At 69.7% G+C, this 12,678-nt stretch carries 12 protein-coding genes and 1 pseudogene; 7 read left to right on the top strand and 6 right to left on the bottom strand.

Annotated elements, in window-relative coordinates:
* Window positions 1-465 precede the first annotated feature (465 nt).
* Complete coding sequence (locus AB0K82_RS09865) at window positions 466-1,251, bottom strand: oxidoreductase (RefSeq protein ID WP_364394867.1); 786 nt, start codon at window positions 1,249-1,251, stop codon at window positions 466-468.
* A 241-nt stretch (window positions 1,252-1,492) separates the two neighbouring features.
* On the opposite strand from AB0K82_RS09865, the gene acs reads away from it, so the two are divergent.
* From acs to AB0K82_RS09845, 4 genes are all read left to right on the top strand, one after another.
* Window positions 1,493-3,463 carry an acetate--CoA ligase gene (gene acs, locus AB0K82_RS09860; RefSeq protein ID WP_364394865.1) on the top strand — a complete coding sequence of 657 codons (1,971 nt, stop codon included), beginning with the start codon at window positions 1,493-1,495 and terminating at the stop codon, window positions 3,461-3,463.
* Between the two features lie 226 nt (window positions 3,464-3,689).
* Window positions 3,690-4,124, top strand: coding sequence for a phage holin family protein (locus tag AB0K82_RS09855; RefSeq protein ID WP_364394863.1), 435 nt, complete (start codon window positions 3,690-3,692; stop codon window positions 4,122-4,124).
* Between the two features lie 113 nt (window positions 4,125-4,237).
* Entirely contained in the window at window positions 4,238-5,179 is a 942-nt protein-coding gene (locus AB0K82_RS09850) for an alpha/beta hydrolase (RefSeq protein ID WP_364394861.1), read from the top strand.
* 26 nt (window positions 5,180-5,205) lie between these two features.
* Entirely contained in the window at window positions 5,206-5,691 is a 486-nt protein-coding gene (locus AB0K82_RS09845; RefSeq protein ID WP_364394859.1) for a DUF309 domain-containing protein, read from the top strand.
* Between the two features lie 10 nt (window positions 5,692-5,701).
* Here the strand turns inward: AB0K82_RS09845 and AB0K82_RS09840 are convergent, their stop codons facing one another.
* From AB0K82_RS09840 to nth, 4 genes are all read right to left on the bottom strand, one after another.
* Window positions 5,702-6,505, bottom strand: coding sequence for an aminotransferase class IV family protein (locus AB0K82_RS09840; RefSeq protein ID WP_364394857.1), 804 nt, complete (start codon window positions 6,503-6,505; stop codon window positions 5,702-5,704).
* An 87-nt stretch (window positions 6,506-6,592) separates the two neighbouring features.
* Window positions 6,593-7,786 carry a MarP family serine protease gene (locus tag AB0K82_RS09835; protein WP_364395050.1) on the bottom strand — a complete coding sequence of 398 codons (1,194 nt, stop codon included), beginning with the start codon at window positions 7,784-7,786 and terminating at the stop codon, window positions 6,593-6,595.
* Between the two features lie 84 nt (window positions 7,787-7,870).
* Window positions 7,871-8,533: a CoA pyrophosphatase gene (locus AB0K82_RS09830; RefSeq protein ID WP_364394855.1), complete on the bottom strand. Its 663-nt coding sequence runs from the start codon at window positions 8,531-8,533 to the stop codon at window positions 7,871-7,873.
* Between the two features lie 64 nt (window positions 8,534-8,597).
* Complete coding sequence (gene nth / locus AB0K82_RS09825; protein ID WP_364394853.1) at window positions 8,598-9,338, bottom strand: endonuclease III; 741 nt, start codon at window positions 9,336-9,338, stop codon at window positions 8,598-8,600.
* Between the two features lie 318 nt (window positions 9,339-9,656).
* Here nth and AB0K82_RS09820 point away from each other — a divergent pair, with 318 nt between their 5' ends.
* Window positions 9,657-10,721: a hypothetical protein gene (locus tag AB0K82_RS09820; protein ID WP_364394851.1), complete on the top strand. Its 1,065-nt coding sequence runs from the start codon at window positions 9,657-9,659 to the stop codon at window positions 10,719-10,721.
* Window positions 10,722-10,758: 37 nt separating this feature from the next.
* A complete protein-coding gene (locus AB0K82_RS09815) occupies window positions 10,759-11,619 on the top strand; it encodes a hypothetical protein (protein ID WP_364394849.1) in 861 nt (286 codons plus the stop codon).
* A gap of 62 nt (window positions 11,620-11,681) precedes the next feature.
* Here the strand turns inward: AB0K82_RS09815 and AB0K82_RS09810 are convergent.
* Window positions 11,682-11,882 (bottom strand): annotated as a pseudogene (locus tag AB0K82_RS09810) (hypothetical protein); the annotation flags it as partial.
* Window positions 11,883-11,936: 54 nt separating this feature from the next.
* On the opposite strand from AB0K82_RS09810, the gene AB0K82_RS09805 reads away from it, so the two are divergent.
* Window positions 11,937-12,623, top strand: a complete 687-nt coding sequence (locus AB0K82_RS09805) for a Crp/Fnr family transcriptional regulator (protein WP_364394847.1) — start codon at window positions 11,937-11,939, stop codon at window positions 12,621-12,623.
* The last annotated feature ends 55 nt before the right edge of the window (window positions 12,624-12,678 follow it).

Raw genomic sequence — 12,678 nt, 5'->3', positions numbered from 1 at the left:
TCGGACGAAGATCCTCCGCTGGACCTCCGCCAACCCGGCCAAGGGGCTTGCGATCTGCGCTGATTCGGCGTAGACAGAATGCACGGACCAAGTGTCCGAGCACGGCAGCCGGGCACCCACGCGCGACCAGCCGCGGGAGGCGCGTCGAGACGGGCTTGACCCGATCCGACGATTTTGAGGTGCACGCTTGGTAACCCGGTGTGACGTGTCGGCGACGGCGTTCCTCCGGGAACGCCGTTCGCTTTGTCGCAGGCAGCCACCTGTTTTGGATCGGCCGAAATCGGCACTGATGAAGTGATCTTCTGAGATCCATGCGCGCTTTACCGGGAGCGCGTTCTCCGCGCCCGCGATCCCCTACAGGCGACTCGCCCACCGGGTGACCCGTCGCGTCCGCCGCTGTCCACTCGCGCGTTCGCCGCTGTCCACTCGCGCGTTCGGCACCTTCCACCCGCGTGTTCGGCGCGGTCAGCCGCGCATGAACGCCTCACAGACCGCGAGCGCCTCGCGCGCGCCGAGTTCGACGGCCTCGGCGCAATGGCTCACCCATCGCCCCACGCCCTCCGGGGTGCCGGTCACGTAGCCGCGCAGCGCGTCGCCGTACGCGGCCCGCAGTTCGAGATGTCCGACCTCCGGGGCGGTCAGCGACTTCGGATCGAGGCCCCGGTCGACGAGGGTCAGCCGCGCGGCCGCGCGGGCCACGATGCCGTCGCCCCACCCGAACGGCCGCAGGGCGAGCAGCTCCCCGTGCACGATCGCGGCGATGACGATCGCCGGCGCCTCCGTCGTGATGGTCAGCAGGTCGCTGAGCACGTCGAGCCGCGCGGCGACGTCCGCGGGCGGCAGGGGCGTGCCGAGTTCCAGCGGGTCGGTCGCCTCGTCGCCCGGACGGGGCCGGCCGAGCGCGTCGGGGTCGACGGCGTCCGCGGCCGCCAGCACGTGGAGCCGGGCGAGCGCCTGGCGCGGCGCCTTGTGCCAGGTGTCCGCGAGCGCGCCGAGCTCGGCCGACACGCGCAGGGCGCCCTGCACGACCGGGTCGTTCGTCAGGCCGCCGCGTACCTCCTCCAGCGGGACCGCGACCCCCTCCAGGGCCGCCGACGCGCGGGCGCCGCGCAGCGCCGACTCGGCGGACACCTCGGCGCTGCGCCGCCGCAGGATCCGGTGGCCGAGCAACCGGTCGACGGCATCCCGGGCCCGGGCGACGGCCTCGGGAACCTCCGGCAGGCCTGCGACGTTGGCAAATGGGTCGCTCATTCGAACGCGCGGCGTTCGGTCGCCGTCCCGGCGCGGGCCGGTCCGCGAACGCCGCTTCCTCCTCGGGATGTCGGTGGCCGAACACGCCACGGCGCGGGTGGTCGCGGCGCGGGTCCCCACCGGTGACGGGAACGGCGCCACCGCATGACCCTATGCCGCGAGCACCCCTTGTAACGACACATGCGAAGCTGCTGAAGTTGGCTTGGACCGTCCTGACCTCCCCACCCGAAGGAGACGCGCCGTGACGCAGGAAACCCCACACGAGACCCTCTCCAATCTTCTCCAGGAGAGTCGGCGGTTCGCTCCCCCGGAAGAGCTGGCCGCGGCGGCCAACGTCACCTCGGCGGCGTACGAGGAGGCGGCGGCGGACCGGCTGGCGTTCTGGGAGAAGCAGGCCAAACGCCTGCACTGGACCGCCGAGTGGGACACCGTCCTCGACTGGTCGAACCCGCCGTTCGCCAAGTGGTTCGTCGGGGGCAAGCTGAACGCCGCGTACAACTGCGTCGACCGGCACGTCGAGGCGGGCAACGGCGACCGCGTCGCGTACCACTGGGAGGGCGAGCCCGGCGACACCCGCACGATCACGTACGCCGACCTCAAGCGCGAGGTCTCCAAGGCCGCGAACGCCCTGCTCGAGCTCGGCGTCCAGAAGGGCGACCGCGTCGCGATCTACATGCCGATGATCCCGGAGACGGTGTTCGCGATGCTGGCCTGCGCCCGCATCGGCGCGCCGCACACGGTCGTCTTCGGCGGCTTCTCCGCCGACGCGCTGCGCGGGCGTATCGAGGACTGTGACGCGCACGTCGTCATCACCGCGGACGGCGGCTACCGCCGGGGCGCGCCGAGCGCGCTCAAGCCGAACGTCGACGAGGCCGTCGCGGGCGTCGACCACGTGCGCAACGTCCTCGTCGTCCGCCGTACGAACCAGGACGTCGCCTGGACCGAGGGCCGCGACATCTGGTGGCACGACCTCGTCGACCGGCAGAGCGAGGAGCACGAGCCGGAGGCGCACGACGCGGAGCACCCGCTGTACGTCATGTACACCTCGGGCACCACCGCCAAGCCCAAGGGCATCCTGCACACCACCGGCGGGTACCTCACGCAGGTGTCCTGGACGCACCACGCGGTGTTCGACCTCAAGCCGGAGACGGACGTCTACTGGACCGCGGCCGACATCGGCTGGGTGACCGGCCACTCGTACATCGTGTACGGGCCGCTGTCCAACGGCGCGACCAGCGTCATGTACGAGGGCACCCCCGACACCCCGCACAAGGGCCGCTGGTGGGAACTGGTCGCCAAGTACAAGGTCTCGATCCTGTACTGCGCGCCGACCGCGATCCGCACGTTCATGAAGTGGGGCGAGGACATCCCCGCCCAGCACGACCTGTCGTCGCTGCGGCTGCTGGGCTCGGTCGGTGAGCCGATCAACCCGGAGGCGTACGTCTGGTACCGCAAGAACATCGGCGCCGACCGTACGCCGGTGGTCGACACCTGGTGGCAGACCGAGACCGGCTCGATCATGGTCAGCCCGCTGCCGGGCGTCACGCACGGCAAGCCCGGCGCGGCGATGCGGCCGCTGCCCGGCATCGAGGCCGACGTCGTCGACGACCAGGGCAAGCCGGTGCCGAACGGCGGCGGCGGCTTCCTCGTCGTCAAGGAGCCGTGGCCGTCGATGCTGCGCACAATCTGGGGCGACGACGAGCGGTTCATCAAGACCTACTGGTCGCGCTTTGACGGGCTGTACTTCGCCGGCGACGGCGCGAAGAAGGACGACGACGGCGACTTCTGGCTGCTCGGCCGGGTCGACGACGTCATGCTGGTCTCCGGTCACAACATCTCGACCACCGAGGTCGAGTCGGCGCTGGTGTCGAACCCGAAGGTCGCCGAGGCGGCCGTGGTGGGCTCCACGGACCCGGTCACCGGGCAGGCCATCGTCGCGTTCGTCATCCTGCGCGGGGAGGTCGCCGACGACGGCGAGGCGCTGGTCGCTGAGCTGCGCGACCACGTCGCCAAGCACCTCGGCCCGATCGCCAAGCCCCGGCAGATCATGATCGTGCCGGAGCTGCCGAAGACCCGGTCCGGAAAGATCATGCGGCGGCTGCTCCGTGACGTCGCGGAGAACCGCTCGCTCGGGGACGTCACCACGCTGACGGACAGCACGGTGATGGACCTCATCAAGGACAAGATGCCGGCCGCGTCGAGCGACGAGTAACGGCGGCGAACGGGTGAGCGCGGCCTCCGGGGCCGCGCTCACCCGTTCGCGGCGGTACCGGCCCGCCGCCGGAGGCGACGGAACCCGCCACCGGTAATCTCGGACAGTCGCGTGCCGATAAGCCGTTCTTTCGCCGGGCTTCGCCGGTTCACTCCTCATCGGCGATTCGGCCTATTCGGATCCTGCCCGATCCGGGAGAGTGGCGACCTGCACTGAGAGGAGAAACATGACCGAGGTACGGCCGAACGGCCAGTATGACGACAAATCACTCGGCGAGCTGGTCGCCATCGCCACGGGCAGCGTCTCCCGCCTCGTGAAGTCGGAGCTCGAGCTCGCCAAGCTGGAGCTGAAGGGCGACGCGAAGAAGGCCGCTCTCGGTAGCACCCTGTTCGCCGTCGCCGGCGTGATCGGCGGCGTCGTCGTCATCCTGTTGTCGATCGCCCTCGCGTACGGTCTGGTCGCGCTCGGCATCTGGAACTGGGCCGCGTTCCTCATCGTCGCCGGGGTCTACGTCCTGCTGGCGGCCGTGCTGATCCTCATCGGCCTGTGGCGGATGAAGAAGATGAGCGGCGCCAAGCGATCCCGGCAGTCGGTCATGGAGGACTTCGCCATGCTCCGCCGGGGCGGCGACTCCGAAGACAAGCCCGCGCTGGAGGAGTGACACCCTCCGCGCGGAAGCCCGCGCCGGCGGAGTGACTCCCACGGAGGAGAAGCCGGTGCGGGCGGAGTGACGCCCACCGGCGCTCGCCGGGGGCCGACGAAGGGGGGCCGTACGTGACCGACGAGTCCGTCGTTCAGATCGACGGCCCGTGGCGGCACCGGTCGGTGAGCGCGGGCGGTACCCGCTTCCACGTCGTCGAGATCGGCGAGGGGCCGCTCGTCCTGCTGCTCCACGGATTCCCGCAGTTCTGGTGGTCCTGGCATCGCCAGCTCGTGTCGCTGGCCGAGGCCGGGTTCCGGGCGGCGGCCGTCGATCTGCGCGGGTACGGCGGCAGCGACAAGCCGCCGCGCGGGTACGACCTGATCACGCTGGCCCGGGACGCCGCCGGCCTGATCCGGGCGCTCGGCGAGGCGAACGCGACCGTGGTCGGGCACGACTGGGGCGGCCTGCTCGCCTGGACGATGGGGGTCTACCAGCCGCGCGTCGTGCAACGGCTGGTCACGGTGTCGGCGCCGCACCCGCTGCGCATCCGTACCGCGATGGCGACGGACCTGCGCGGCCAGGCCTGGGCGGCCCGGCACACCTTCGGCTTCCAGTTGCCGATGGGACCGGAGCGGCTGCTCGTACGGGACGACGCCGCCCAGGTGGGCCGGGTGCTGCACTCCTGGTCGGCGCCGGGATGGCCCGACTCGGGCAGCGAGCGGCTGTACCGCTCGGCCTTCCAGATCCCCGGCGTCGCGCACTGCGCGCTGGAGTACCACCGCTGGGCGGTGCGGTCGATACTGCGCCCGGACGGAGTGCGGTACGCCCGCCGGATGCGCACGCCCATCCGCGTCCCCACCCTTCAGCTGCACGGCTCACTGGACGGCTACGTGCTGCCCCGCAGCGCGCAGGGTTCGGGCCGGTTCGTCGACGCGCCGTACCGGTGGCGGCTGATCGACGGCGTCGGGCACTTCCCGCAGGAGGAACGCCCGGGGGCCTTCGACGCCGAGCTCCTCTCCTGGCTCTCGGGACCCCGCCCGGGCCGCCGCGCCGCCTCCCCGGGACCCGGCTGAGGCCGTCCGGAGCGGACAATAGGACCATGCGCGATCGGGATGAGGCGGGACGGGCACGCAACGCGCGGCCCCGTGACGCGTACGGTCGGCCGCTGCCGCATGACGCGGTCGGGGAGGAACGCGTTCCGGACGACTACGCGGCCGAGCCGGCCGAGGCTCTCGCCGAGGCGCAGCGGCTGCTCGACACGGACCGGCCCTTCCACGCCCATGAGGTGCTGGAGGCCGCCTGGAAGGCCGCGCCGGAGGCCGAGCGTCCCCTGTGGCAGGGGCTGGCCCAGCTGGCGGTCGGATTCACGCACGTACGGCGCGGGAACGCGCGAGGGGCCTGCACGCTGCTGCGCCGCGCCGCCGACCGCATCGCGCCGTACGCGAATGCCGCCGCACCGCACGGGATCGCGGGGGCCGACCTGGCGAGGGCGGCCCGCGAGCTGGCCGACCGCATCGAGCGCGACGGGCTGGGCGCGGTCGCGGACGCCGACCTGACCCCTCGCCTCGCCGCCCCGTGTCCCTAGCCCCCTGAGCTCAGCACTCGGTGAGCGGTTCGGCCTGGTAGGCCTGGTGGAGCAGGTCCAAGAAGCGCGGTGCCTCGGGCACGGCCACGGAGCCGATCCGGTGGACCGCGACGCCCGGCGTCCATGAGTTCATGACCACGGCACCGGCCAGTGCCGGCAGGTCGGCGGCCGTGATCTCCTGTACGCGCTGCGGGACGCCCAGGCGGTCCAGTTGCCGGCGGACGATGCCCATCGTGGTCCCGACCAGCATCTCGGCGTCGGGCCACACCACGGCGCCGCCGTCCCAGGAGGCCAGGTTCCAGATCGTTCCCTCGCTGAGCCGACCCCGGCGATCGACGAAAGCGGCGTCGTCGAAGCCTTCCCGGGCGGCCTGGCGCATGAAGTAGGTCTTGGCCACCTCGCCGACGTGCTTCACGGCGGGCAGGACTCGTTCGTACTCGACCGTCGCCAGGGTCAGCGGTCCGGCCGGTCCGGACGCGGGCGGTCCGGTACGGACGAGGACCTCGGGCTCCACCTCGTCGCCGTCCGCGGTGAACTCTCCCGGCGACGAGTACACGGTGGCCGTCAGCGAGAGGTCCGCGGGACCCGCCTCCAGCGCCGCCCGCAGATGGGACCGCATCCGGTCGTCGGGCAGTGCCCGGCCGAACAGCTCCATCGAGGCGGACCGCAGCCGCCGCAGATGAAGATCGAGGCCCCGGACCCGGCCCCCGCGCACCTGCATGGCGGTGAAGTGGGCATAGCCCGCGAAGGCGAGCGGCGCCAGTTCTTCGATGGTCGCCGCGCGACCGTTGTGTTGAACGACGAGAGAGGTCATGCGTGTCTCCAACGGTGCGGAATGATCGCTCGCAGGACGACGCTAGGCCTTCACACCGGTGAGAAGGTCAACCCCGATGGCCTCGGTCTAGTCCGAGCAGGACTGCGTCGAGACGCTGCCGCTCGCGTTGATGCCCGCCTCGGCGTCCGGCGCGACCTCGTGGGCGGTGAGGGCGTACCCGGTCTCCTTGTTGTCCAGGGCGGCGGCGAAGACGACGCCGTACACCCTGCCCGACGGGGACAGCAGCGGGCCGCCGGAGTTGCCCTGCTCGACCAGCGCGCGGATGGCGTAGATCTCGCGGGTGACCTGGCCGGAGTGGTAGATGTCGGGGCCCTTGGCCTTCTGCTTGGCACGGATCCGCGCCGCCCGCGCGGTGAACGGCTGGTTCTTCGGGAAGCCGGCGACCACGGCGTCGTCGCGGCTCTGGGCGCCCTCGTCGAACTTCAGGGACGGCAGGCTCAGCCCCGGCACGTCGAGGACGGCGATGTCGCGCTTGTCGTCGTACAGCACGACCTTCGCGTGGTAGTTGCCCTCCTTCTCCGTGTAGACGGTCGGGCCGGAGTCCACGCCCGCGACGACGTGCGCGTTGGTCATGACGCGGCCGGGCGCGTACACGAAGCCGGTGCCCTCGATCCTGCGCTGGCAGCTGTGCGCCGTACCCATGATCTTGACGATGCTCTTGCGGGCGGCCACCAGCTGCGGAGTGTTGAGGATCTTGGTGTCGGGCGGCGGCACCTCGGCGATGGGCTCGCCGCCGAGCCCGCCGAACACCTGCGGGAACTCCGTCTTGGACACGAACCCGCGGAAGGAGGAGAACCAGGTGTTCGCCTGCTGCGGCATGAACGTGTCGACGCCGTGCAGCACCTGGGAGCTCTTGACCTGGGTGCGCAGCCAGACGATCGGCGAGGTCACCAGGGCGCTGCCGATGAACCACGCGACGACGAGCAGCGCGACGCTGCTGACGCAGGCGCCGCCGACGGCGTCGACGCTCCGGGCCGACTCCCAGGTCACGCGGCTGCGCAGCGCTGACCCGACGGAGGAGGCGATGAGCTGCCCGAGCGTCGCGGCCAGGAAGGCGATGACCACGGCGAGCAGCGCCTGCTGCGCCGCTCCGTCGACGACCGTCTTGACCAGAGGCGGGGCGATCAGCATGCCGAGGACGACGCCGCCGACGAAGCCGACGAAGCTGAGGACGCCCACGATGAAGCCCTGCCGGTACCCCGAGATGGCAAAGAGCACGACGAGCACCAGCAGGATGAGATCAAGAACGTGATCGCCCAGCACCGGTCAACCGTATAGCGCATTCGGCCCCGAGGACGTCCCCTCCCTGGACCAGATCGGCCGCGGAGGCGTACGAACCGAGGACTACTCGCGCCGCCCGAGGTCGATGACCTCGGGGGGAAGGTCCTCGACCCGCGTGGTGTCCCAGGGACGATCCCAGCCGCCCGCCTCGAGCACCGCGTGCAGGATCCCGGCGGTGAACCCCCACACGAGCATCCCCCGGACGCGGAAGGCCGGGCCGAGGTGCCCGGAGGGCCCGCGGATGCGCAGCCGGTTGGCCGGGTCCGTCAGCTCGGACAGCGGGACCCGCGCGACCGAGGCCACCTCGCGAGGGTCGGCCGGGCCCACGGCGGACGGCTCCCGCCACCATGCGACGACCGGGGTGACGCGGTACCCGCTGTGCGCGACGTACATCTCCGGCATGGTCGCCAGGACGGCCACGCCGGAGGGGTCGACCCCGGTCTCCTCGGTGGCCTCGCGCAGCGCCGCCCCGACCGGCCCGTCGTCCCCGGGGTCGACGCCGCCGCCGGGGAACGCGGGCTGCCCGGCGTGCTTGCGCAGCGTGTCCGCGCGCTGGAGGAGCAGGAGGTCCGGGCCGTCGGGGCCCTCGCCGAACAGGATGAGCACCGCGGCGGCGCGGGCGCCGTTCGCGGGCGGACGAAGGAGCGCGGGGACCTGCAGCCGGGGTGCCTTGGCCGCGAACCCGCGCAACCACTCCGGGCAGTCCGTTCCATGGTCGACCGACATCATTGAATGTTCAACCGGCTCGGACCCCTGATCCTTCCCCGTCACGCGATCTGATCCCTCCCGGTCACGAGAACGGACCGGGCCTCACCAGCTTGCGCGCCGTCTCCTCGTCGGTCGGCCCCTCGCCGTACGACGGGCAGAGCCGGGCGAGCGGGCACGCCCCGCAGGCCGGGCGCCGCGCGTGGCAGATGCGCCGGCCGTGCCAGATCAGCCGGTGCGACAGGATGGTCCAGTCCTTGCGCGGGATCAGCTCCCCGACCTCGTACTCGATCTTCACCGGGTCGGTCTCGGTGGTCCAGCCGAACCGTCTGCTCAACCGCCCGAAGTGCGTGTCGACCGTGATGCCCGGCACGTCGAAGGCGTTGCCGAGCACGACGTTGGCGGTCTTGCGCCCCACGCCGGGCAGCGTCACGAGCTCCTCGAGGGTGTGCGGCACCTCGCCGCCGAACCGGTCGCACAGCTCCTGGCCGAGCTTCAGCAGGCTGTTGGTCTTGGCCCGGAAGAAGCCCGTCGACTGGATGATCTTCTCCACCTCTTCCCGGTCGGCCGCCGCGAGGTCGGCGGCGGTCGGGAAGCGGGCGAAGAGGGTCGGGGTGACCATGTTGACTCGCTTGTCCGTCGTCTGCGCGGACAAGATCGTCGCAACCAGGAGCTGGAACGGATCAACGAAATCAAGCTCACAGTGCGCATCCGGGTACACTTCCGCCAGCTCTCGATTGATCCGGCGAGCCCGGCGTACGAGGGCGAGACGCGACTCCGGCCGCCTCCCGTCGGCGGATCTCGACCCGGTCGAATTCGTCGCCATGGCGCAAGCGTAGGGCCATAGCGCAGAGGTCGGGCCGCCCTCGGCGCGCTGCCACGTCCACCGCCGTCCTGTTTGTCTCATCACTTGCCGCAGACCCCAGCTTTCCCGGATCGGTACATCGCTCAGTCACAGCAAACTTGCCTAGAGACACCAAGTTGCCTCGCCGAGGAAAGTTGGCGAACCAAGCAAGTTTTCCTTCAATGCAGCGATTCCCTATGAGACGATGGGGACGTGAACGGGGACATGCGGCTGGGGGACCTGCTAGCTCGAGGGGTCGAAGCCCTGGGTGACCTTCTTGGGTCGACGTGGGATGTGAGGGTGATCTCCACCCCGCAGGACGAGACTGGAGCATGGGGGCGACGAGTCGACGCCCTGGTGGAGGTTCATCCCGAGGGCGGCAGTGTGTTCGCCCAGTTGCTGATCGATCTGAAGAGTCAGGTCACTCCAAAGGCCATAGAGCAACAACTACTCCCCAAACTGGACCTGGTTCGCCAGGTGACCCCGCACACCCACCTGATGGTGATGGCTCCGTGGATCTCCCCACGTAGTCAAGGGATCCTGCGAGACCACGAGATCGGTTATCTGGATCTCACCGGAAACATCTTCTTGCGTGTCCCCCGGCCGGCGATCGTGATCTCTACGGAGGGAGACAGGCGAGCTCCCCGATCGGAGCAGCCTCGCCCTGGGAAGCCGACCTTGGCCGGCCCGAAAGCAGGCCGACTCGTCAGACTGCTTGCGGACGTCGCTCCTCCCTATCGCGCGAAAGAAGTCGCAGCCACCGCACGCCTCAGTCTGCCTTATGTATCCCGGCTGCTCGACACCCTCGAGGACCAACTCGTGATTCGGCGCGACGGCCGGGTCATCGTGGATGTCGATTGGGTCGGCCTGCTCCGACTCCGTGCCGGGCATTTGAGCCTTTTGCGGCATAACTCGTACGTCGGAATGCTAGCTCCCAACGGCCCCGGACATCTCATGAGGCGCCTACGTGACCTCCAAAAGACCGGACGAGGATCTCGGATCGCCCTTACCGGTTCCTACGCCGCCCGCGCCGTTGCTCCACTGGCGGTCGGAGGGCAGGTGATGCTCTACGTGTCGGCCGACCTTGATTCGACGGACGCCGTCGCCGAGGACCTCGGTCTGCTGCGCGTAGACGAAGGAGCAGACGTCCTACTTCTCCGCGCACATGACGAGGTCGTGTTCGAGCGCACCCGAGATGTCGACGGAATCCGCCAAGTAGCGCTCAGCCAACTGGTCTTGGACTGCTTGTCGGGACCCGGCCGGATGCCTGCGGAAGGCGAAGCGGTCCTCCACTCCATGGCAGAGGACGAGCGCCTCTGGCGAGCACCTGGAATCAGCTATGCACATCCGGCCCATGATGAATAACATAGCCTCCCTTGACCAGCCGACGATGTGAGAAAAAGTGTCGAACACTCCCGATGGCGTAGATCCACAGGAACTTACGGTCGTTGCCCGTCGAGTTCTCTTGGACGGTCTCAAAGCCCTGGAGAGCCACCTCGAGGCGATCACTGTCGTCGGAGCTCAAGCCGTCCATCTCCGCACGCCGTCCGCTGCAATGCGAAGCGCGCCATTCACTGCCGATGGCGACCTGAGTGTCGACCCTCTCCTCTTGCCTGATGAGCCATTGATCGAGCAGGCTTTGGAGAATGCCGGCTTCGAACTCCGTCAGCAGAACCAACCGGGCCGCTGGGCTCGTGCGGAGAAGGTGGGAGACAAGATCGTTCCGGTAGAACTCGATCTTCTGGTACCCGAAAATCTGACAAAACGCGGCAGCCGCAGTGCGCGGATACCCCCGCACGGCAGGCTTTGCGCGCGGTGGGTCTCTGGACTCGAGGTCGCGGCCGTCGATCGATCGCCGATGACGATCAGCAGCCTCGAGGCCGATGACCCGCGTACGGTTACGGTCAACGTCGCTGGACCTGCTGCCCTACTGGTCGCCAAGGCCTACAAGATCGACGATCGCCGAGACCAGGCCGCGACATCACCCGATCGATTGACGAACAAGGATGCCGGTGACGTCCTCCGTCTCATGATGACCATCGACGCCCGGGAGGTAGCCGTCTCCTTCGCGGCACTACGCGAGGATCCTCGCGTCGGAGCGACCGCGACCGAGGGTGCCGAGCGTCTCTACAGGCTCTTCGGCGGAGCGTCCGCTCCAGGCGTCGACCTGGCCGTCGCCGCGCTCCAGGGAGACGTTCCCGAGGCGCGGGTCCGGGCGCTCGCGCCTGCGTTCGTCAAACGCTTGCGGGTGAATGAGCCTTAGGCCGCGTTGAGCGAGTGGCCAGGGGACCGCCTCACCAGCGAGCACTCGCGCAGTCCAGCCATGTTGACTCGCTTGTCCGTCGTCTGCGCGGACAAGATCGTCGCAACCAGGAGCTGGAACGGATCACCGAAATCAAGCTCACAGTGCGCATCCGGGTACACTTCCGCCAGCTCTCGATTGATCCGGCGAGCCCGGCGTACGAGGGCGAGACGCGACTCCGGTTTGCGTGGCACGAACGCAAGAGTAACGGGGGGGTCGACCAAAACTCATCCTGCGATGTGCGTCACACTGTGGTGGTACGTCAGCAAGGAGGAAACGTGAACGACCGCGACGTGGAGGTTCTGGGACGGGCCCCACTGTTCGAAGCACTCGACGAGGAAGGGGCGAAGGCGCTTCGCGCCATCGTGTCAGAGGTCCACCTCTCACGCGGTCAGACGCTGTTCTCCGAGGACCAGGAAGGCGACCGGCTCTACGTCGTCCTCGAGGGCAAGATCAAGCTCACCCGGACGGCACCCGACGGCCGGGAGAACCTTCTGAGCGTGCTCGGCCCCAGCGAGATGTTCGGCGAGCTGTCCCTGTTCGACCCCAGGCCGCGTACGGCCAGCGCCATCGCCGTGACCGAGTCGCGGCTGGCCGGGGTGGGCCACAGCGACCTGTGGCCGTTCCTCAAGGGCCACCCCGAGATAAGCATCCACCTGCTGCGCGCACTCGCCCAGCGCCTCCGCCGGACCAACGAGAACATGGCCGACCTCGTCTTCACGGACGTGCCCGGCCGGGTCGCCAAGGCCCTCCTCGACCTCGCGGAGCGGTTCGGCCAGCCGAGCGAGAGCGGTCTGCACGTCCACCACGACCTGACGCAGGAGGAGCTCGCCCAGCTCGTCGGCGCGTCCCGGGAGACGGTGAACAAGGCCCTCGCCGACTTCGCCCAGCGCGGCTGGCTGCGCATCGAGGCCCGCGCCGTACAGGTCCTCGACATCGACCGCCTCCGCAAGCGCTCGCGCTGAGCGGGTTCCGGCCGAGCGGGTCTCAGGTGAGCGGGTTCCGGCCGAGCGGGTCCCG

Origin of the sequence: Actinoallomurus sp. NPDC052274 (assembly GCF_040679475.1) — a bacterium.
Taxonomy (GTDB): Bacteria; Actinomycetota; Actinomycetes; order Streptosporangiales; family Streptosporangiaceae; genus Actinoallomurus; species Actinoallomurus liliacearum.
Note: the sequence above shows the minus strand (reverse complement) of the source record. Positions and strands in the feature narration are given on the sequence as shown.

Excerpts from the sequence above, each read along its gene's own strand:
- AB0K82_RS09845 (WP_364394859.1), top strand. The coding sequence starts at position 5,206 with ATGCGCGATCGGGATGAGGCGGGACGGGCACGCAACGCGCGGCCCCGT.
- AB0K82_RS09830 (WP_364394855.1), bottom strand. The coding sequence starts at position 8,533 with ATGTCGGTCGACCATGGAACGGACTGCCCGGAGTGGTTGCGCGGGTTC.
- AB0K82_RS09865 (WP_364394867.1), bottom strand. The coding sequence starts at position 1,251 with ATGAGCGACCCATTTGCCAACGTCGCAGGCCTGCCGGAGGTTCCCGAG.
- AB0K82_RS09855 (WP_364394863.1), top strand. The coding sequence starts at position 3,690 with ATGACCGAGGTACGGCCGAACGGCCAGTATGACGACAAATCACTCGGC.
- AB0K82_RS09840 (WP_364394857.1), bottom strand. The coding sequence starts at position 6,505 with ATGACCTCTCTCGTCGTTCAACACAACGGTCGCGCGGCGACCATCGAA.
- nth (WP_364394853.1), bottom strand. The coding sequence starts at position 9,338 with ATGGCGACGAATTCGACCGGGTCGAGATCCGCCGACGGGAGGCGGCCG.